22 protein-coding genes are annotated in these 17,581 nt (G+C 71.9%); 6 read left to right on the top strand and 16 right to left on the bottom strand.

What is annotated here, in order from left to right; translation table 11 throughout:
- Positions 1-4: 4 nt before the first annotated feature.
- Positions 5-2,110 (top strand): iron ABC transporter permease, encoded by a 2,106-nt coding sequence (locus Q0D75_RS13705; protein WP_291054325.1) that lies wholly within the window; start codon positions 5-7, stop codon positions 2,108-2,110.
- A 199-nt stretch (positions 2,111-2,309) separates the two neighbouring features.
- Here the strand turns inward: Q0D75_RS13705 and Q0D75_RS13700 are convergent, their stop codons facing one another.
- From Q0D75_RS13700 to Q0D75_RS13690, 3 genes are read right to left on the bottom strand one after another with little or no spacing between them, the layout of a single operon-like run.
- Entirely contained in the window at positions 2,310-3,128 is an 819-nt protein-coding gene (locus Q0D75_RS13700) for an alpha/beta hydrolase (RefSeq protein ID WP_291054323.1), read from the bottom strand.
- Positions 3,125-3,481 carry a VOC family protein gene (locus Q0D75_RS13695; RefSeq protein WP_291054321.1) on the bottom strand — a complete coding sequence of 119 codons (357 nt, stop codon included), beginning with the start codon at positions 3,479-3,481 and terminating at the stop codon, positions 3,125-3,127. The genes Q0D75_RS13700 and Q0D75_RS13695 overlap by 4 nt, the downstream gene beginning before the upstream one ends.
- A gap of 27 nt (positions 3,482-3,508) precedes the next feature.
- A complete protein-coding gene (locus Q0D75_RS13690) occupies positions 3,509-4,534 on the bottom strand; it encodes an NADPH:quinone reductase (protein WP_291054319.1) in 1,026 nt (341 codons plus the stop codon).
- Between the two features lie 114 nt (positions 4,535-4,648).
- Between Q0D75_RS13690 and Q0D75_RS13685 the strand changes: the two genes are divergently transcribed.
- Positions 4,649-5,830: a cell wall-binding repeat-containing protein gene (locus tag Q0D75_RS13685; protein ID WP_291054317.1), complete on the top strand. Its 1,182-nt coding sequence runs from the start codon at positions 4,649-4,651 to the stop codon at positions 5,828-5,830.
- A 22-nt stretch (positions 5,831-5,852) separates the two neighbouring features.
- Here Q0D75_RS13685 and Q0D75_RS13680 read toward each other — a convergent pair whose 3' ends face one another.
- Positions 5,853-6,602 carry a Pr6Pr family membrane protein gene (locus tag Q0D75_RS13680; protein ID WP_291054315.1) on the bottom strand — a complete coding sequence of 250 codons (750 nt, stop codon included), beginning with the start codon at positions 6,600-6,602 and terminating at the stop codon, positions 5,853-5,855.
- A gap of 134 nt (positions 6,603-6,736) precedes the next feature.
- On the opposite strand from Q0D75_RS13680, the gene Q0D75_RS13675 reads away from it, so the two are divergent.
- Positions 6,737-7,351, top strand: a complete 615-nt coding sequence (locus Q0D75_RS13675; protein WP_291054364.1) for a dihydrofolate reductase family protein — start codon at positions 6,737-6,739, stop codon at positions 7,349-7,351.
- Between the two features lie 18 nt (positions 7,352-7,369).
- On the opposite strand, the gene Q0D75_RS13670 is transcribed toward Q0D75_RS13675, so the two are convergent.
- From Q0D75_RS13670 to Q0D75_RS13655, 4 genes are read right to left on the bottom strand one after another with little or no spacing between them, the layout of a single operon-like run.
- On the bottom strand, positions 7,370-8,005 hold the full coding sequence (locus Q0D75_RS13670) for a response regulator transcription factor (RefSeq protein ID WP_291054313.1): 636 nt from the start codon (positions 8,003-8,005) through the stop codon (positions 7,370-7,372).
- Between the two features lie 17 nt (positions 8,006-8,022).
- Complete coding sequence (locus Q0D75_RS13665) at positions 8,023-9,189, bottom strand: histidine kinase (protein ID WP_291054311.1); 1,167 nt, start codon at positions 9,187-9,189, stop codon at positions 8,023-8,025.
- Positions 9,190-9,247: 58 nt separating this feature from the next.
- Positions 9,248-10,090 carry an ABC transporter permease gene (locus Q0D75_RS13660; RefSeq protein WP_291054309.1) on the bottom strand — a complete coding sequence of 281 codons (843 nt, stop codon included), beginning with the start codon at positions 10,088-10,090 and terminating at the stop codon, positions 9,248-9,250.
- Positions 10,087-11,025: an ABC transporter ATP-binding protein gene (locus Q0D75_RS13655; protein ID WP_291054308.1), complete on the bottom strand. Its 939-nt coding sequence runs from the start codon at positions 11,023-11,025 to the stop codon at positions 10,087-10,089. The genes Q0D75_RS13660 and Q0D75_RS13655 overlap by 4 nt, the downstream gene beginning before the upstream one ends.
- Positions 11,026-11,083: 58 nt before the next feature.
- Between Q0D75_RS13655 and Q0D75_RS13650 the strand changes: the two genes are divergently transcribed.
- Positions 11,084-11,266: a hypothetical protein gene (locus Q0D75_RS13650; protein ID WP_291054307.1), complete on the top strand. Its 183-nt coding sequence runs from the start codon at positions 11,084-11,086 to the stop codon at positions 11,264-11,266.
- On the opposite strand, the gene Q0D75_RS13645 is transcribed toward Q0D75_RS13650, so the two are convergent.
- The 5 genes from Q0D75_RS13645 to Q0D75_RS13625 all read right to left on the bottom strand — a co-directional run bounded on the left by Q0D75_RS13645 (position 11,258) and on the right by Q0D75_RS13625 (position 13,386).
- Complete coding sequence (locus Q0D75_RS13645) at positions 11,258-11,389, bottom strand: hypothetical protein (protein WP_291054306.1); 132 nt, start codon at positions 11,387-11,389, stop codon at positions 11,258-11,260. The genes Q0D75_RS13650 and Q0D75_RS13645 overlap by 9 nt on opposite strands.
- Positions 11,382-11,603: a hypothetical protein gene (locus tag Q0D75_RS13640; RefSeq protein ID WP_291054305.1), complete on the bottom strand. Its 222-nt coding sequence runs from the start codon at positions 11,601-11,603 to the stop codon at positions 11,382-11,384. The genes Q0D75_RS13645 and Q0D75_RS13640 overlap by 8 nt, the downstream gene beginning before the upstream one ends.
- 91 nt (positions 11,604-11,694) lie before the next feature.
- The gene (locus Q0D75_RS13635) at positions 11,695-12,087 is read right to left on the bottom strand and encodes a PPOX class F420-dependent oxidoreductase (RefSeq protein ID WP_291054304.1); all 393 of its coding nucleotides are present in this window, start codon (positions 12,085-12,087) and stop codon (positions 11,695-11,697) included.
- Between the two features lie 45 nt (positions 12,088-12,132).
- Positions 12,133-12,543, bottom strand: coding sequence for a helix-turn-helix transcriptional regulator (locus tag Q0D75_RS13630; RefSeq protein ID WP_291054303.1), 411 nt, complete (start codon positions 12,541-12,543; stop codon positions 12,133-12,135).
- A gap of 90 nt (positions 12,544-12,633) precedes the next feature.
- Positions 12,634-13,386, bottom strand: a complete 753-nt coding sequence (locus tag Q0D75_RS13625; RefSeq protein ID WP_291054302.1) for an alpha/beta hydrolase — start codon at positions 13,384-13,386, stop codon at positions 12,634-12,636.
- 119 nt (positions 13,387-13,505) lie between these two features.
- Between Q0D75_RS13625 and Q0D75_RS13620 the strand changes: the two genes are divergently transcribed.
- Complete coding sequence (locus Q0D75_RS13620; protein WP_291054301.1) at positions 13,506-13,928, top strand: PadR family transcriptional regulator; 423 nt, start codon at positions 13,506-13,508, stop codon at positions 13,926-13,928.
- Positions 13,928-14,482 carry a hypothetical protein gene (locus Q0D75_RS13615; protein WP_291054300.1) on the top strand — a complete coding sequence of 185 codons (555 nt, stop codon included), beginning with the start codon at positions 13,928-13,930 and terminating at the stop codon, positions 14,480-14,482. Before Q0D75_RS13620 ends, Q0D75_RS13615 begins: the two co-directional genes overlap by 1 nt.
- Here Q0D75_RS13615 and Q0D75_RS13610 read toward each other — a convergent pair.
- From Q0D75_RS13610 to pgi, 3 genes are all read right to left on the bottom strand, one after another.
- A complete protein-coding gene (locus tag Q0D75_RS13610) occupies positions 14,463-14,714 on the bottom strand; it encodes a hypothetical protein (RefSeq protein WP_291054299.1) in 252 nt (83 codons plus the stop codon). The genes Q0D75_RS13615 and Q0D75_RS13610 overlap by 20 nt on opposite strands.
- Positions 14,715-14,765: 51 nt before the next feature.
- On the bottom strand, positions 14,766-15,638 hold the full coding sequence (locus Q0D75_RS13605) for an alpha/beta hydrolase (protein ID WP_291054298.1): 873 nt from the start codon (positions 15,636-15,638) through the stop codon (positions 14,766-14,768).
- 172 nt (positions 15,639-15,810) lie between these two features.
- Positions 15,811-17,553: a glucose-6-phosphate isomerase gene (gene pgi, locus Q0D75_RS13600; RefSeq protein ID WP_291054297.1), complete on the bottom strand. Its 1,743-nt coding sequence runs from the start codon at positions 17,551-17,553 to the stop codon at positions 15,811-15,813.
- Between the last annotated feature and the right edge of the window lie 28 nt (positions 17,554-17,581).

The following is a 17,581-nucleotide window of genomic DNA, read 5'->3' as shown; positions in this document are numbered from 1 at the left end:
GGGAGTGACCGGCCTCCGCGAGGCGGGCGGCATCGCGCCGCCGCAGGGCTCGGGCACGGCGCCGTCGGGGCGCCGGCCCGGGTCCGGCGTGGCCGTGCTGGTCGTGCTTCTCGCCGCGGTCGTCGGCGTCGGTCTCTGGCATCTCACGCAGGGCACCTCCGGTGTCGGCGTCGACGCCCTGCTGCGCTCTGTGTTCGGCGCGCGCGAGTCGGTGAACGGTGTGCCCGTGTCCGACGTCCTCACCGGGTCGCGCCTGCCGCGCCTGCTCGCCGGCGTCGCCGTCGGCTTCGCCCTGGGCGTGGCCGGCGCCCTGCTGCAGTCGGTCACCCGCAACTCGCTCGCCTCTCCCGACACCCTCGCCGTCACCTCGGGCTCGTACTTCGCCCTCACTCTGGTGGCCGCCTTCGGCCTCTCCGTGCCGCTCTGGGCCTCCAGCGGCGTCGCCTTCATCGGCGGTCTCGCCTGCGCCGCCCTGGTGCTCGCGCTCTCCGGCAGCGCCGCGGGCACCGCCTCCACCCGGCTGATCCTGGCCGGGTCGGCGATCGCGATGGCGCTCGACGCCGCCACGGCGATGCTGCTGATCGTGTTCAAGGAGAACACGACGGGCCTGTTCGCCTGGGGCAGCGGATCGCTGTCGCAACTCAACATCGACGCGGGCCTGCGTGCCGTGCCCGTGATCGTCGCGGTGCTGATCGCGTCGCTGCTGATGGCCCGGCGGCTGGACGTGCTGCGGCTGGGCGACGAGACCGCGGTGTCGCTGGGTGTGCCGATCCGTTCGACCCGTCTTCTGGCTGTGGTCTTCGCGGCGCTGCTGACCAGCATCTCGGTGACGCTCGCCGGGCCGATCGCGTTCGTGGGGCTCGCCGCGCCGGTGGCCGCGCGCCTGCTGGCCGGGCGCATCCGTCCGCTCAACCGGCACCTGCTCTTCATCCCCGCCAGCGGGCTGCTCGGGGCGCTGCTCGTGTTGCTCGCCGACGCCGTGGTGCGCGGCCTGCTCGGTGCCGAGAGCGCCACCTCGATCCCCACGGGCGTGACGACCGCGCTGCTCGGCGGTGTGGTGATCGTCGTGCTGGCCCGCCGGCTGCGCGAGTCGGGGGCGGCCCGGGATGCGCCGCAGGGCGGTTTCCGCTCCCGGTCGCGGCGGCGGTTCCTGCTCGTGGTGGGCATCACGGTGGTGCTGCTGATCGCGGCGGCGGTGACGGGACTGCTCGCGGGCAGCCTCTGGCTCCGGATGGGCGACATCGTGCTGTGGCTGCAGAGCGCGGCCCCCGACCTCGTGGCGCGGGCCTTCGACGAGCGCACCCCGCGCGTGGCCGCGGCGATCCTGGCCGGTGCGGCGCTCGCGCTGGCCGGATCGGTGGTGCAGGGCACCGTGCGCAACCCGCTCGCGGAGCCCGGCATCCTGGGCATCACGGCCGGGGCGGGACTCGGGGCGGTGATCATCGTGACCTCGGGGCTTGCGGGAGGCCGCCCGCTGCTGATCGCCGCCGCCGTGGGGCTGGGCCTCGGGACGTTCGCGCTGATCGCTCTGCTGTCGCGGAAGGGCGGGTTCCTGCCCGACCGCTTCCTGCTGATCGGCATCGGCTGCGGCTACAGCCTGAGCGCGGTGACGACGTTCCTGCTGCTGCGCTCCGACCCGTGGAACACGCCGCGCATCCTGACCTGGCTCTCGGGCACGACGTACGGACGCGTGCTGCCCGATGTGCTGCCGGTCGCCGTGGTGCTGCTGGTGGCGACGCCGGTGGTGCTGGGCCTGAGCCGTCAGCTCGATCTACTCGCCATCGACGAGGACACTCCGCGCATCTTCGGCGTGCGGCGAGATCGCGCCCGGCTGGGCCTGCTCACGATCGCCGCCGTGCTCGCGGCCGTCAGTGTGGTGGCGGTGGGCGTGATCGGCTTCGTCGGGCTCGTCGCGCCGCACATGGCGCGCTCACTCGTCGGTTCTCGTCACAGCCGTTCGGTGCCGGTGGCGATGCTGCTCGGCGCCCTGCTCGTGTGCGTCGCCGACATCCTGGGCCGCACCCTCATCGCCCCCGCCCAGATCCCCGCCGGCCTGATGATGGCCCTCGTCGGCGCCCCCTATTTCGTCTGGCTGCTCCGCAAGAGCTAGCTCTTACTGCGCGAGAGACCTCTCGCCTTCGGCGAGGGGCCTCTCGCGGTCGCGCCGGTCCCTGCCCGGCGCGAGGCGACGTGTTCGCGTGCGGTCGCTTCGCGGCCACGCGCTCACCCTGGGTCGTCGAGTACGGCCTGAGACCGGTGACTACCTCGGTGGTGCGTTCGTGCCGCGAGTCGGGGATCGGCGGTCCTGGTCAGGGGGTGCTCAGGAAGCCCTGCAAGAGGGTGGTTACGAGGGCGGGGCGCTCGGCGATCAGGGAGTGGGTGGTGCCGGGTACGAGGCAGAGCTGGGCGCCGGGGATCGAGGCCGCGATGCGGAGGGTGTGGTCGGGGCGGATGGTGTCGCGGTCGCCGGCCATGACGAGGGTGGGGGCCGCGATGGCCTCGAGCTCGGCGGGGGCGATGTGCGGTTCGGTGGTCCAGAGGCGGATGAGCTTGGCCAGCACGACGTCGGCGTGCGCGGGGCCGTCGGGGGAGAGACGCTCGTACAGCATCCGCTCGGCGTCGGGCTGCGGATCGGGCGAGGGGTCGTCGCCGACCACCGTGCGGGGCGCCTCCGTCGCCTCCGGGGCCCTTTCGCGCGCCGGGGCGAGCATGACCGCGGTCTCCGGGTCGGCCGAGTCGGAGAAGGTGAACGCCGAGGGGTCGAGGTTCGCGCTGATGGCCACCAATGAGCGCACGCGTTCCGGATGCCGCATCGCCAGCAGCAGGCCGAGGATGGCGCCGTCGCTGTAGCCGACCACGTGCACCGCGCCGAGGCCGTGGGCATCGAGGTAGCCGAGGGTGTCGCTCAGACTCCGCGCGTACGAGTACTCTTCGTCGATGTCGGCCGAGCGCCCGTGGCCGGGCCGCTCGAACGCGAACACGCGGTGCGAGCCGGCGAGCGCCTCGGCCTGCGGGCGCATCGACTCGAGGGAGCAGAACCCGCCGTGCAGCAGCAGCACGGGCTCGCCGTGCTCCGGGCCGGCGACCTCCGAATACAGGTCGACGCCGCCGATCCGCACGACGCTCACGCCGCGGGCTGCCAGAGCTCGATACGGTTGCCCTCCGGGTCGGTCACCCAGCCGAAGCGGCCGATGCCCTCGTAGTCCTGGGTTTGCTCGTCGACCTTGGCCCCGCTCTCGCGGAGCTGGGCGAGCATCGCGTCGAGGTCGCGCACCCGGAAGTTCAGCATGGTGCCCTGCCCCGACGGCCCGAAGTAGTCGGTGTCCGCCTCGAACGCCGCGAACACGGTGGGCCCGGCATCCGGATGCCACAGTCCGTTCTCGTCGAGGCCCAGCCCGAGGGCGTCGCGGTACCAGGCGGTCAGGGCTTCGGGATCCCGCGCCCGCACGAAGTAGCCGCCGATGCCCAGTACACGTTCCATGCCGACGAACCTACCGTGCCCGCCGGTCTACTGATCCGCGACGTCGATCAGCACCTTGCCCACCACGCCCGACTCCACCGCATCGTGCGCCGCGGCTGTCTCGGCGAGCGGGAACCGGGTCAGCGGCAGGCCCGCGTCTTCGCCGACCCCGAGGGCTCCGTCGGCCAGCGCGGCGGTGATGTCCTCCGCGGCGGCGGACAGGGCATCCGGACCCACCGTGTAGAGCAGCAGGAACTGGTAGCGCACGTTCAGGGCGAAGTGGTGGCGTACGTCGAGCGTGACGTGAGCGCCGCCGTCGGTGGCGTACACCGCCACACTGCCGTGGTTGGCGAGCACGGCGGCGTTCAGCTCGGCGTTCGCGGCGGGGGAGACCTCGACCACGAGGTCGACCCCGTCGGGCGCGGCCTCGCGGATGCGGGCGGCCGCGTCCTCCTCGCGGTAGTTCACGATCACGTCGGCACCGGCCGCCTTCGCGAGCGCGGCCTTCGCGGGTGAGGAGATCGTCGTGATCACGGTCGCGCCCGCCCAGTGCGCGAGCTGGATGGCGGCGTGCCCCACCGCTCCGGCGCCACCGGCGACGAGCACGGTGCGGCCGGTCAGCGTGCCGCGTGCGAGTCGTGCCGGCCCGCCCTCGTGCACCGTCAGCGCGCGATGGGCCGTCATAGCGGGCACGCCCATCGAGGCGCCCTGATCGAAGGATGCCGCGTCGGGCAGCTTCACGGCGCGCTCCGCGGGCACCACCGTGTACTCCTGCGCGGTGCCCGTCGGCCTCTGGTAGGCGGAGAGGAACAGCCAGACCCGGTCACCGGGAGCGAAGGCCGTGACGCCGGAGCCCACGGCATCCACCACCCCCGCGCCATCCTGATTCGGCGTGATCTCGGCCTGCCCGTCGACCGAAACGCCCCCGCCGGAGCGGTTCTTCCAGTCGGTCGGGTTGACCGCCGAAACGGCCACCCGCACGCGCACCTCGCCCGCCGCAGGCTCGGGCACCGCCCGTTCCTCGAGCCGGAGCACATCGGAGGGGCCTGTTTCGGAGTACACGATCGATCTCATACGTCAGTCCAACGCACCCGCCGGCGGGTTGCATTCCCGCTCGGCGGATGTCGTAGGCTCGTCGAACGCCACAGTTGTCGAGGCCGTGCGCCCCGACGAGAACCGGGGGACCCCATGCACATCCGTTCCATGTCCTCGCATCCGCGCGCTGCGCTGCGCTCTCTCACGATCGGTTTCGCGGCCGTCGTCGCCGCGGCGGCCCTGGTGGCGTCGCCGCTCGCCGCGAACGCGTCCGGCGTCGCACCGGAGCCACTGTCGGGAGGCGCCCTGGGATCGCTGCCCGCCTCGCCGGCCGAGGCCGGGCAGGGCGACGCCTCTTTCCTGGCCGACGACGGCAGCTATTTCATCTACCGCTTCGGCGGAGCCAGCCGCTACGAGGTGGCTGCGAACATCACCGCCGACACGTTCGACACCGGGGTGCCCGTTCTGTACATCGCGAGCGGCGAGACCTTCCCCGACGCCCTGAGCGCAGGGCCCGCCGCCGCGAAGCAGGACGGCGGGCTGCTGCTGGTGTCGCACGACTCGATCCCGGCGGCCACCCGCACCACCATCGTCGGCCTGCAGCCGCAGAAGCTGGTCGTGGTCGGGGGCGTCGACACGATCTCCGACGCCGTGTACAACGAGCTCGCGGCCCTCCAGTCGAACATCCTGCGCATCGCCGGCGCCGACCGCTACGAGGTCTCGCGCAACATCATCGACTACGCCTTCTGCGACATCGTGCCCGGCGGGGCGACGGATCCGGCGTCGTGCCCGGGCGGCGGCTTCGCCGACGTCTTCGTGGCCACCGGCGGCAACTTCCCCGACGCCCTCGCCGCCGGGCCCGCGGCCGCCCGCTTCGGCTCCGGCGTGCTGCTCGTGAACGGCGGCGCAACGAGCCTCGACGACCCGACCCGCGCGCTGCTCGGCCGGGTGGGGGCCGAGGCCGCGAGCATCGCGGGCGGCGTGAACTCGGTCAGCCAAGAGATCGAGAACGACCTGCGGGCCACCGTCTCGTTCGCCGCACGCTACGACGGAGCCGACCGGTTCGAGGTGGCGGCGAACCTGAACAACAGCTTCTTCCCGCCCGAGACGAGCACCGTGTTCATCGCGTCGGGAGCGGTGTTCCCGGATGCGCTCTCGGCCGGTCCGGCCGCGGCCGCGTACGGCGCCCCGCTGTTCCTGGTGCGCTCGGACTGCTACCCGGCGCCCACGGCCGACGCGATCTTCTCGACGGCGTACGACCTCGAGAACCTCGTGATCATGGGCGGCACGAACACCATCGACAACGGATTCGTGACGGCTCCGCGCTACTGCTGAGCTCTACCGCTGACCGTAAGCGCTACCGCTGAGCGCGTCGGCGCGGTGTGGGAGGAGCATCCGGGGCCTCCCGCACGAGCGCCGGCAGCCGCTTGTCGAGCACGGTGAGCAGGGCGGCGATGCCGATCGCGATCACCAGGATGACGGCGGAGTTGCGCACCGAGTCGCCGAACCCGATCAGGTCGACGTCGAGGAAGGGATACGGGTACCACCCCGTGAGGGCCCCGCGGATGAAGGTGCCCACCAGCCAGGCGACCGGCCAGATGAAGGCGAGCGCCATCACGCGCCAGCCCATCCGGGGCCGCGGGCCGAACACGAGCCAGCCGATCAGCGTGGCCCAGGGCGAGATGTAGTGGAAGCCGATGGTGGCGGCCAGCGCCCAGCCGGTGGGGTGCACGAGGGCGGCCAGCACGAAGTCGTAGACGAGACCGGTGATGATGATGCCGAGCATCGCGTCCAGCCTCAGGATGCGCCACAACCGGCCGTCGCGGTGGATGCTGAGGGCGAGGGCGATCGAGGTGCCGAGCACGAACAGGTTGCTCTGGATGGTGAAGTAACTGAACAGGTTGAACAGGCGTTCGCCGAGGCTCTGGTCATTCGTGGGCTGGAACGAGTTGACGTCTTGCCCACCGGTGAACACGAGCACCAGCTGGATGACCAGGGCGGTGCCCACCACCACGGCGATGCCGCCGAACCAGATGCGGGCCGCGCGCGCTCGTGCGCCGCTCACCCGGCCGTCGGCGCCGCTCGTGCGCGCATCCGTCTGCACCATGACCCACCCCCGTGTCCGCGGCCGCCGTGGCCGCGGGTCCAGGATAGTGGCCGGGCGTTGCCGGGCGAGCGGTTCCTTGCGACCCTGGCGTCACGCGGTGCCGCGCGACGGAAGGACAGCTCAGGCCGGGTCGTATCGAGATCGATCTGTTCAGCACCCTCGACGGGGTGATGCAGGCGCCGGGAGGGCCCGAGGAGGACACCTCGGGCGGTTTCGCGTTCGGGGGCTGGCAGGCGCCGGTGATGGACGAGGCCGTGGGTGCTCAGGTGATGGCGGGCATCGGGCGGATGGACGCCCTGCTGCTCGGCCGGCGCACCTACGACATCTTCGCCGGGTACTGGCCTCTGCAAGACCAGGGCGACGGGCCCGACACCGCGATCGCCCGCACCCTCAACGCCGTTCCGAAGTACGTGGCCTCCCGTGGCCGGCCCGAGCTGAGCTGGAACGGCTCGCAGCTGCTCGGCCCCGACCTGGCCGCCGAGATCGCTGCACTGCGCGACCGGCACCGCGAGGTGCACGTGATCGGCAGTGTCGACTTCGCCCGCACCCTGGTGGCCGAGGGGCTCTTCGATCAGCTGAACCTCTGGGTGTACCCGATCGTGCTGGGCGCCGGCAAGCGGCTGTTCCCCGATGACGGGCCGCCCGCGAGCCTGCGGCTGCTCGAACCGGCCGCGAGCACCGCGAACGGCGCGCTGCTGCTGCGCTACGGGCCGACGGGCGAGATCCCGGCGACGGGCGACATGACCTAGGTGCGGGTCGATCAGCGCCTAGAGCCAGCCGTTCTGCTCGGCGATGCGGGCGGCGTCGGCGCGGTTGCGGCCGGCGGTCTTGCCGATCGCGCTGGAGAGGTGGTTGCGCACCGTGCCCTCGGAGAGGTGCACCATCCGCGCGATGTCGGCGATCGACCCGCCGGTTCTGGCCGCCTCCAGCACATCGGTCTCCCGTTCGGTGAGCGGGGAGTCGCCCTGCGCGAGCGACTCCGCGGCGAGCGTCGGATCGACGACCCGCAGCCCTTGCCGCACCCGCCGTACGGCGTCGGCGAGCTGGGCCGCGGGCGTGTCCTTCACCACGAATCCGGATGCCCCGGCCCGCATGGCCCGCTTCAGGTAACCGGGCCGGCCGAAGGTCGTGACGATGATCACCGCGCACGACGGGAGGGCGGTGCGCAGCGCGGCGGCCGCCTCGATCCCATCGATCCCGGGCATCTCGATGTCGAGCATGGCCACGTCGGGGCGGGACGCCGCGGCGGCGTCGACGACCTCGTCGCCGCGCCCCACCTCGGCCACCACCTCGATGTCGGCCTCGAGCCCGAGCAGGGCCGAGAGCGCACCGCGCACGAGCGCCTGGTCGTCGGCGATGAGCAAGCGGATCGGCGCACCCGCCGCCCCAGCTGCCGCGCTCACCGCGTCACCCGCGGGGTTCACAGCAGCACCCGCAGGCTGAAGCCGCCGAGGTCGCTGCGGCCCACGCTCATCCGGGCGCCCGCCGACTCGACCCGCTCGCGCAGGCCCGCGAGGCCCGACGACGACGCCGAGGCGGCGACGGGGCCGCATCCGTCGTCGGCCACCTCGATCTCATCGGCCCGCAGCACGATCCGGCAGTGCGCTGCACCGGAATGACGGATGACGTTGGTGACGCCCTCGCGCACGATCCAGCCGGCCAGCTCCCGCCGCTCCGCCGGCACGGACTCGGTCGAGGAGGGAACCTCGGCGTCGATCCCGGCCGCGTCCAGCGCCGAGCGTGCGGCAGCGAGCTCGCCGCTCACGTTGACCCCGCGAAAGCCCGCGACGGTGGCCCGCACGTCGACCAGGGCACCGCGGGCCAGCGCCTCGACCTCGGCGATCTCGCTCCGCGCCCGCACCGGATCGGCCTCCATCAGGCGGCCGGCCAGCTCGGCCTTCACCGTGATGACCGTCAGGGAGTGGCCCAGGATGTCGTGCAGATCGCGGCCCACCCGATTGCGCTCGCGTTCGACGGCGAGCACCTCGAGCTGCGCCTGGGTGTCGCGCAGCCGGTTCATCGCCGCCGTGGTGCGCCCGAAGGCGGCCATCATCAGCGAGATCGACACGATGATCGCGGGCAGCCACAGGATGTCCTCCGACCAGCCGTCGGAGAGGCCGGCCGCGAGCAGGGCCACCGCACCCAGCCCGAGGATGACCGGCCAGGTGATGCGCCAGCTCAGCACGCTGACACCGACCAGGACCCCGACGTAGGTCCAGGTGCCCACCACGCCCCAGCCGATCCAGGGGAAGAGCGCGAACGAGAGCGCGAGCAGTCCGGCGCAGACGAGCAGCCGTCGTTCGGCCGGGAGCGACCAGGCCAGGGGTGCTCCGGTGAGGAACGCGATCGCGAACACGACCAGCAGCGCGAGGCCGGCGGCCATCGCCAGCGCCGATCCGGACTGCAGCACGATCTCCTGGCCGACGCTGATCAGCCAGATCAGGGCGATCGAGGCACCGAAATACCAGCTGGCGGCGCGACGGGAGAAGATGATCGACCGCACCGGGCCGCCCCCGCCGGACGCCGACCGGATGGGCCAGTCCGGCCCGACGGGGCGGTCGTGCCGGGGGGCTTCGGAGACATCCACGTGCATCACCCTAGAGCGGCGAGGACAGCGGCCTGCACCGGCAGGGCCCGCACCGGTCTCACACCCGCTTCGTGTCGCGACGGAACGCCCACACGGTGCCGGCGACGAAGACGACGAGCCAGGCGAGGGCGTTGATCACCCAGAGCAGATCGAGCCCCTCGCCGGTCAGCGGCGCCCGGGCGATCTGGCTGATGCCGTACACGGGCGTGAAGGCCGCGATCGTCTGCATGAAGTCGGGCATCGAGCTCACCGGGTAGAACAGTCCGCCGAGGAAGGCGAGCAGCACGATCGCGAGGCTCGTGATCTGCGCGGCGTTCTCGCCGGGCACGAGGTAGCCGACCAGCAGGCCGAGGGCGGTGAAGACCGCGCCGGCGAGGATCCAGCCGGACAGACCGGAGCCGATCCACTCCGCCGCCGAGAGCTGCACGCCGCTGATCGCACCGGCCGCGAAGGTCGCCACGACGGCGAGGAGGCCCAGGGCCATCCCGGCGATCATCTTGGTGACCACGTTCACCAGCGGGTTCAGCGGGGTCAGCCGCAGCTGCCGGCTCCAGCCCTGGGCGCGCTCGACGCCCACGGCGGCGCCGGTCTGGGTGGCCGACATCATGGCGCCGTACATCGCCATCGACACCATGATGTAGGCGGCGACCGAAGGGCCGCCGTCGGCGATCGGCGTACCGGTCAACGGCTGGTCGCCGAGCGGGAGGCCGATGATGACGAACATCACCACCGGGAACGCGATCGTGAAGATCAGCGTGCGGCGGTTGCGCAGCCGGCGCTTCAGCTCGATGCCGAGGTAGGTGAGGTTGAAGCCGCCGAACGGGGGGACCCGGCGCTGGAGGTCGACGCGGTCGGTGAGGGCGCGCCCGGCGGCCGTCGTGGTCGAGGTCGTGCTGGTCATGCGGATGCTCCGTCCGAGGTGAGGGCGAGGAAGACGCTCTCGAGGTTCTGCGGGGTGATCTCCACGTCGCGGGCCGGGGTCTGCGTGAGCAGGTACCGGGCGACGGCGTCGGAGTCCTTGGTGCCGATGGTGATCCGCTCGCCCTGCACCTGCACCTCGTCGACGCCCAGCTGGGCGGCGAGGGCGACCGGATCGGCGCCGGGCAGGGTGGCGTGCACGATCCGCCCCGAGACGAGGTTCTTGATCTCGGTCGTCGTGCCGTCGGCGACGATGCGGCCGCGGCTCATCAGCACGATGCGGTCGGCGTACTCGTCGGCCTCCTCGAGGTAGTGCGTGGCGAACAGCACGGTGCGCCCGCGGGCGGCGTCGGCACGGATGGCGCTCCAGAACGATCGGCGCCCCTCGACGTCCATCCCGGTGGTGGGTTCGTCGAGGATGAGCAGTCCCGGGTCGGAGAGCAGGGCCATCGCGAAGCGCAGGCGCTGCTGCTGGCCGCCCGAGCACAGTCCGACCCGCCGCTCGGCGATCTCGGCGATGCCCGCGCGCTGGAGCACCTCGTCGACGGGGCGGGTGTCGGCGAACAGGCTGGCGGTGAGATCGAGCGTCTCGCGCACCGTGACGTCTTTCAGCAGCCCACCGGTCTGCAGCACGGCCGAGACGAGCCCGTGGGCGATGGCGGCGCGCGGCGACTCGCCGAAGACCTGAACGGATCCGGAGTCGGGGGTGGCGAGGCCGAGCAGCATGTCGATGGTGCTGGTCTTGCCGGCACCGTTGGGGCCGAGGAAGGCGACGATCTCGCCCTGGGCGACGGTCAGGTCGACGCCGTCGACGGCGCGCACCGCGCCGAAGCTCTTGACGAGCCCGGTGGCGGCGACCGCGGGCCGTGCGCCCGGCGAGGCGGGAGGCGTGGAACGGGGGAGGGCACTGGTTTCCATGGCTCCAGCATCACGGCTGCGGCAGCGACGGCCCCGGTCCGCCCGTCACGAACCGGCCGTGACATCCGTCATGCCCGCTCCCGCGACCGTCATGCCCGCTCCCGCGACAGGCCTGCTCGCGCCGAGCCTCGCGCCGCGTGTGGCGATCACGGTGACGCTCGATGCCGTGGAGACGCACGAGGGCGAGCCCGATGGCCGCCCTCGTGTGCGCCTCACGGTGGTTCCGGCCGGCTCAGCCTGAGGGGTTCTCCACCGGGGTGCCGTCGGGCTCCGTGCCCTCGATCGGGTCGATCTCGTCGGGCTTCGGGGTGTGCTCGGGGCGCGGCGCGGAGGGCCGGGGGTCGTGCGGGCGGGGGTCACTCATGGCGGCCACCGTCTCCCGCGAGGTTCTCGCCGACCGCGCGCACGCTGCGCACGCTGTCGTCGAGCGCGGCGTCGCGCTTCGCGTCGGCCTCGGCCTGTTCCTGCCGCCCGTCGCGCTTCTCCTGCTCGGTGGCGTCGTCGGCGCCGGCCATCACGGGCTCGTCCTGGGTGCCCTCGGGAGGGTTCTCGTCTGGTGTCGTGTCGTCTGTACTCATACCTGCACCGTACGGCGGAAGCCGCGTTCCGGCTCGTGAGCGGCGGGGACTTGCCAGGCGCGGATTCGACGCGGGCCAGGGGCCGGGCGGATCAGGCGGTGTAGTCGTTCGACCAGGAGGTGTCGGGGCGCACGAGGAACACCGTCAGGCCGTCTCGCAGCTCGTAGGGGCCGCCGGTGTACTTCTGGGCGATGCGGTCGACGATGGGCATCGCCTCGGCGCCGTCGATCCGCCGCACGGCGACTCCACGCACGGTCGCCATGTCGAGCGGCTCATCCGGCCGGGTCACCGAGATCGCGAGCCGCGGATCCCGTTGCAGATTGCGGTCTTTGCGCGACCCGGAGACCATGAAGATCGCCAGCTCGTCACCCTCGACCCCGACCCAGACGGGAACGGAGTGCGGTGAGCCGTCGGGCATCAGCGTCGCCACGTGGGCGACCGCGGCCCGCTCGAAGTAGGGACGTGTGCTCTCCCAGGACGCCATCGCGTGCCTCCGTTCTCGGTGCGCTCTCGCCCCAAGCCTAGGTCGTCAGGCCGCGAGGGCGAACGCTGCCGCGGTGCCCGAGGTGATTGCCGGGGCGGCCGGTGCCGCCGACTCGTGCAGGCGCTCGGCCACCCCGCTGGTGAGCTCGAGCAGCGTGGTGTCGAGCGAGGCGCCGATCGCCGCGAGGATCTCGCTGGAGGGCTCCTTGAAGCCGCGCTCGATCTCGGAGAGGTACTGCGGTGACACGCGTGCGCGTCCCGCGACCCCGCGCAGCGACTCCCCGCGGCCGATCCGGATCTCGCGCAGCTGCTCGCCGACGAGCACGCGCCAGAGCTGTTCGGACTTGGGCCGCTCGGGCCGGAGCTGTTCGGACTTGGGCCGCTCGGGCCGGAGCTGTTCGGGCCGCGGAGCTCCGCTCGGCCGGGCGGGACTCTGGTCGGGGCGCGTCTCAGTCATGACCCCATCCAATCGCCCGTGGCGCGGTGCCGGCAGAGGGTTCCGCTCACAGCAGACAGGATCGCGGAGCACGAGCGCATACCGGCAGTGCTACAGCAGCGCCTCGAGCTGCTCGACGACGAGGTCGGAGCGGGTGATGAACGGATGGTGCCCGGTCGGCAGATCGACCGAGCGCGTGGCGCGGGCCGCATGGGCGCGCTGCAGCGCGAGGGAGGTACTGCGGTCGTCGGTGCAGACCAGGTAGGTGGAGTCGACGCCCTCCCAGCCGGCGGCCGTGGTCGGGGTCATGAAGGCCGCCGCCGACTGCGAGGTGACCCGCCGCCAGGCCTCCTGTTGCGTGGTCTCGTCGGCATCGTGCAGAAAACGTGCCGCGAACGAGGCGGCGTCGTACCCTGCCACGCTCAGCGTGCCGTCGCCGTTGTCGCCGATCGAGACCGGATCGGGCTCACCGCTCATGATCGCGCCCTGCGCCAGCCCGGCCTCGGGCAGATACGATGACACGAACAGCAGGTGCCCCACCGCCGGATGCCGCCCCGCCTCCGCGATGACCGTGCCGCCGTAGGAGTGGCCGACGACGATCGCCGAGCTCTCGCCGCCAGCCGTGAGCGCGTCGTCGAGCGCGCGGCGCAGTGCCGCGGCATCCGCCACCAGCCCGCCGGCCTGGTCGCCGCTCTGATCGCCGGCCGGCTCGCCCTCTGCCGTCTCGCTGCAGGAGGGCAGAGCGAGGGACCGGCTCCGGATGCCCGTGCGCGCGGCCAGCAGGGTGGCGGTGTTCTGCCACCACCAGGCGCCGTCGCGAACCAGGGCGCCGTGCACGAAGATCAGCTGCGTGGGGGAGGTCATGGCACGAGAGTACGTCGCGCCGCCGACACCGGTGGCCGCATCCGACGCGCATCCGCTCGCAGCAGACGCCGGGTGCGTCCCGCTTGCCATACCTGGCTATGCAGCATATGTTGTTATGCATGATAAGTGACGTCGGCGCCCAGCTGCGCAAGGGAGTGGTGGAGTACTGCGTGCTCGGCCTTCTGCAGCAGGCGCCGGCGTACGGCTGGAAGATCTCCGAGCGGCTCGTCGACCTCGGGCTGATCGGCAGCATCGGCACGCTGTATCCGCTGCTCGCCCGTCTTCGGGCGCAGGGCCTCATCGTGGCGCACGCCGACGAGTCGGATTCCGCGCGGCCTCGCAAGTACTACACACTCACCGACGACGGGCGGATGCAGCTGCGGCAGTTCCGCGCGCAGTGGCAGCCCTTCGCCGCCGCCGTCGACGCCATCACCACCGACGCCATCACCACCGACCCCGACGCGATCACCACCGACACCGACACCGACACCGACGCTGTCGCCGACACCGCCGAGCACTCCCCAGTGGAAGGAACGGTCTGATGACCACGCCCGACTCCCCGAACGCCATCGCCCGGAGCTACCTCGCCGAGCTGGACGCCGCTCTCGCCACGGCGCCCGCCGGTATCCGCACCGAGATGGTCGCCGACATCGCCGACGAGCTCAGCGGACTCAGCGACGCCGAGACCCGGGCCAGGATCGCCGAACTGGGCGATCCGCTGGTCATCGCCGCCGATGCGACCGCCGGCAGCCGCGAAGCCGTCACCGTCGCCGTGGCGCCGCCGCCCACCAAAACCTACCCGACCGTCGCCGCGGTCATCCTCACCGCCGGCTGGTATGTGGCGCCGGTGCTGGGCTGGATCGGCGGTCTCGTCATGATCGGGGTCGGCGCGCACTGGTCTTCCGCCGTCAAGCGCCGGGCGATCCTGGCCTCGATCATCGCCGGTGTGGTCGCGATTCTCGCCCTGCTGGTGTTCCGCGGAACCGAGGTCTGGCCGATCGGCCTGGTGGCCTTCCTGGTCGTCCCGCTGATCGCCAACATCTTCGTCGACTCCTACATCCGCGAGCGGTGGGGGCTCACTCCTCCTGGTGCGTGAACTCGCTGCTCGAGGGGTTCACGTACGTCGAGCGTTTCGGCTCGGCATCGGACTGGTTCGCGTTCGTCGCGTCCTTGTCCTTGTAGAACTCCGCGTCGGCACGCTCCTGCGCGTCGCGGCCGGCGGCCTTCTCGTCGTCGGTGGCCTCGTCCGATCCGTGCATGATCGGCTCGTCCTGGGTCTCGTCATGGCTTTCGTCCGGAGTGCGGTCATCCGTGCTGTCATCGCTCATGTTCGCGACACTAGCCCCGCACCCCATCCGGCACCCCGCCACGGCAAAGGTTCAGCCGAGCCGCGTCTGCTCCGAGAGTCCGCCGTGGTCGGGAGCCACGAACGACAGGATGCGGTCCCACTCCGTCGCGATCGCCAGCGCACCGCCCGAGGACACCCGCACCACCTTCGAGGAGCGGATGCGACGGCGGTACCAGTGGCCGTCGTAGCGGTCGACCTGACTCAGGTCGTCGGCGTAGATCAGTCGCACCTCGGCGCGGATCGCCCCGAGTTCGCGGGCCCAGGAGTGATCGGCGAGCGCCTGGCGATCGAGTTCGACGCCGGCGCTGCCCTGCAGACCGGCTTCCTCCAGCATCCGGTCGAGGCGGTTGCGCAGGCCCGGCCGCTCCAGCAGCGGGTCGTCGGCGGGGATGCCGAGCGCTTCGGGGCCGAACGGCGCTACAGCTTGCAGCGAGGGGTCGAAGCTGAGGCCGTGCGGTGCGGCGGTCTGGAAGGCGGCGACCCGGTCGACGAGATCCGGATGCCGGGCCGCGAGCGCGAGGGCCACCATGCCGCCGGTGCCCCAGCCCACCACGCCGGCGGCGCCGAAGACGGTCGCGCCGGACTGCCGGGCGTCGCCCTGCGAGGAGCGCAGCCACGCGGCGAGGTCGTCGGCGCGATCCTGGATCGAGCCCCGGCTCCGGCCGCCCTCTCCCTCGCCCGTGCCCTGACCCGATCCGGATCCCGGCGGCGTGGCGCCGTATCCCGGCCGGTCGAGCGCGACGACGTGCACGCCCCAGCGGTTCGTGACCACCGGGTCGGGGTCGAACATCCCGGCCCCGGGCGTCGGCAGGCACAGCAGCACCAGCCGCTGGGCCAGCGGATCCCCGGTCGCCGAGAACCCCACCTCGTCGCCCGAGGGCAGTGTCGTCAGGTGATGCGCCACGTGGTACCCGCACTCTCCGGTCTAGAAACCCCACCCACCCTTCTACGCCCCCGCGCCGATTCCGCAAGGGCCGAGCGCCGTTCACTCCAGCGAGTTTCAGCGCGAGTTCGCGCACTATGGCCGAGGTTCGCCTGAGACTCGCCGACGTGAACGCGACCCCGGGGTCGCCGGCCTACTCGCCGCGGAGTTCGAGGTACTTGGCGATGAGGGACTTCGTGGAGGAGTCCTGGGTGGCGAGGGCGGCGGCATCGCCGTCGACCGCGGGGGCGATCTGCAGCGCCAGCTGCTTGCCGAGCTCGACGCCCCACTGGTCGAACGAGTCGATGCCCCAGATGGTGCCCTCGGTGAACACGATGTGCTCGTAGAGCGCGATCAGCTGACCGACGACCGACGGCGTGAGGGCCGGCGCGAGGATGGACGTGGTGGGCCGGTTGCCCGAGAACACGCGGGCCGGCACCACCGCCTCGGCGGTTCCCTCGGCACGCACCTCGTCGGCGGTCTTGCCGAAGGCGAGCGCCTTGGTCTGCGCGAAGAAGTTCGCCAGGTACAGCGCGTGCACGTCGGCGCCGGGCTGAACCGCGGCCCCGTCGCCCGTGGCGTCCTTCAGCGGATGCGCCGGGTTGGCCACCGCGATGAAGTCGGCCGGGATGAGGCGGGTGCCCTGGTGGATCAGTTGGTAGAACGCGTGCTGCCCGTTGGTGCCCGGCTCGCCCCAGAAGATCTCGCCGGTGTCGGTGGTGACGGGGGAGCCGTCCCAGCGCACGCTCTTGCCGTTGGACTCCATCGTGAGCTGCTGCAGGTAGGCCGGGAAGCGGTGCAGGTACTGGGCGTACGGCAGCACCGCGTGGCTCTGCGACCCCAGGAAGTTCGAGTACCAGACGTTCAGCAGCCCCATCAGCACGGGCACGTTCCGCTCCAGCGGGGTGGTGCGCATGTGCTCGTCGAGGGCGTGGAAGCCGGCTAGGAACTCGCGGAACCCGTCGGGTCCGATCGCGATCGCCACCGAGGTTCCGATGGCCGAGTCGACCGAGTAGCGGCCGCCCACCCAGTCCCAGAACCCGAAGGCGTTCTCGGGGTCGATGCCGAACGCGGCCACCTTGTCGAGCGCGGTCGAGACGGCCACGAAGTGCTTCGCCACGGCGCCGGTGCGCGCCCCGTCGTCGTCGGCGATGGCTCCGGATGCGACGAGTCCGTCCCACAGCCACTGGCGGGCCAGGCGGGCGTTGGTGAGCGTCTCGAGCGTGCCGAAGGTCTTCGACGCGACGATGAACAGGGTGGTCTCCGGGTCGAGGCCGGCCGTCTTCTCATAGATGTCGGAGGGGTCGATGTTCGAGACGAAGCGGGCCTCCAGGCCCTCCTGCACGTACGGCTTGAGGGCTTCGTACACCATCACGGGGCCGAGGTCGGAGCCGCCGATGCCGATGTTCACGACGGTCTCGATGCGCTTGCCGGTGACGCCCGTCCACTCGCCGGATCGCACGCGGTCGGCGAAGGCGTAGACCTTGTCGAGGGTGGCGTGCACCTCGGCGTCGATGTCGGCGCCGTCGACCACGAAGCCGGCGGCCGGGTCGAGCGTGTCGGCTCCGGGCGTGCCGGCGGCCGGGCGGCGGAGAGCGGTGTGCAGCACCGCGCGGTCTTCGGTGACGTTGATGTGCTCGCCCGCGATCATGGCCTGGTAGCGCCGGGCGACCCCGGCATCCTCCGCCAGCTGCAGCAGGTGGCCGAGGATCTCCTCGGTCACCAGGTTCTTCGACAGGTCGACGGTGAGGTCGGCGGCCTGGAACGTGTAGGTCGAAGCGCGGCCCTCGTCGGAGGCGAACCAGGCGCGCAGGTCGGGCGAGAAACCGTCGGCGATCTGCTCGAGCGCCTCCCATGCCTCGGTTGCGGTCGGGTCGATAGGAGCCGATTCGGCCATTGTTCTCTCCAGATCTCGTGCCTCGCAG

This window comes from Herbiconiux sp., assembly GCF_023264855.1.
Classification (GTDB): domain Bacteria; phylum Actinomycetota; class Actinomycetes; order Actinomycetales; family Microbacteriaceae; genus Herbiconiux.
This window is presented reverse-complemented; position numbering and strand designations above follow the sequence as displayed.

Bases quoted from the DNA above. Each gene is read 5' to 3' on its own strand.
- Q0D75_RS13695 (WP_291054321.1), bottom strand. From the start codon at position 3,481: ATGGAACGTGTACTGGGCATCGGCGGCTACTTCGTGCGGGCGCGGGAT.
- Q0D75_RS13690 (WP_291054319.1), bottom strand. From the start codon at position 4,534: ATGAGATCGATCGTGTACTCCGAAACAGGCCCCTCCGATGTGCTCCGG.
- Q0D75_RS13685 (WP_291054317.1), top strand. From the start codon at position 4,649: ATGCACATCCGTTCCATGTCCTCGCATCCGCGCGCTGCGCTGCGCTCT.
- Q0D75_RS13680 (WP_291054315.1), bottom strand. From the start codon at position 6,602: ATGGTGCAGACGGATGCGCGCACGAGCGGCGCCGACGGCCGGGTGAGC.
- Q0D75_RS13660 (WP_291054309.1), bottom strand. From the start codon at position 10,090: ATGACCAGCACGACCTCGACCACGACGGCCGCCGGGCGCGCCCTCACC.
- Q0D75_RS13655 (WP_291054308.1), bottom strand. From the start codon at position 11,025: ATGGAAACCAGTGCCCTCCCCCGTTCCACGCCTCCCGCCTCGCCGGGC.
- Q0D75_RS13645 (WP_291054306.1), bottom strand. From the start codon at position 11,389: ATGAGTGACCCCCGCCCGCACGACCCCCGGCCCTCCGCGCCGCGCCCC.
- Q0D75_RS13640 (WP_291054305.1), bottom strand. From the start codon at position 11,603: ATGAGTACAGACGACACGACACCAGACGAGAACCCTCCCGAGGGCACC.
- Q0D75_RS13635 (WP_291054304.1), bottom strand. From the start codon at position 12,087: ATGGCGTCCTGGGAGAGCACACGTCCCTACTTCGAGCGGGCCGCGGTC.
- Q0D75_RS13630 (WP_291054303.1), bottom strand. From the start codon at position 12,543: ATGACTGAGACGCGCCCCGACCAGAGTCCCGCCCGGCCGAGCGGAGCT.
- Q0D75_RS13625 (WP_291054302.1), bottom strand. From the start codon at position 13,386: ATGACCTCCCCCACGCAGCTGATCTTCGTGCACGGCGCCCTGGTTCGC.
- Q0D75_RS13620 (WP_291054301.1), top strand. From the start codon at position 13,506: ATGATAAGTGACGTCGGCGCCCAGCTGCGCAAGGGAGTGGTGGAGTAC.
- Q0D75_RS13615 (WP_291054300.1), top strand. From the start codon at position 13,928: ATGACCACGCCCGACTCCCCGAACGCCATCGCCCGGAGCTACCTCGCC.
- Q0D75_RS13610 (WP_291054299.1), bottom strand. From the start codon at position 14,714: ATGAGCGATGACAGCACGGATGACCGCACTCCGGACGAAAGCCATGAC.
- pgi (WP_291054297.1), bottom strand. From the start codon at position 17,553: ATGGCCGAATCGGCTCCTATCGACCCGACCGCAACCGAGGCATGGGAG.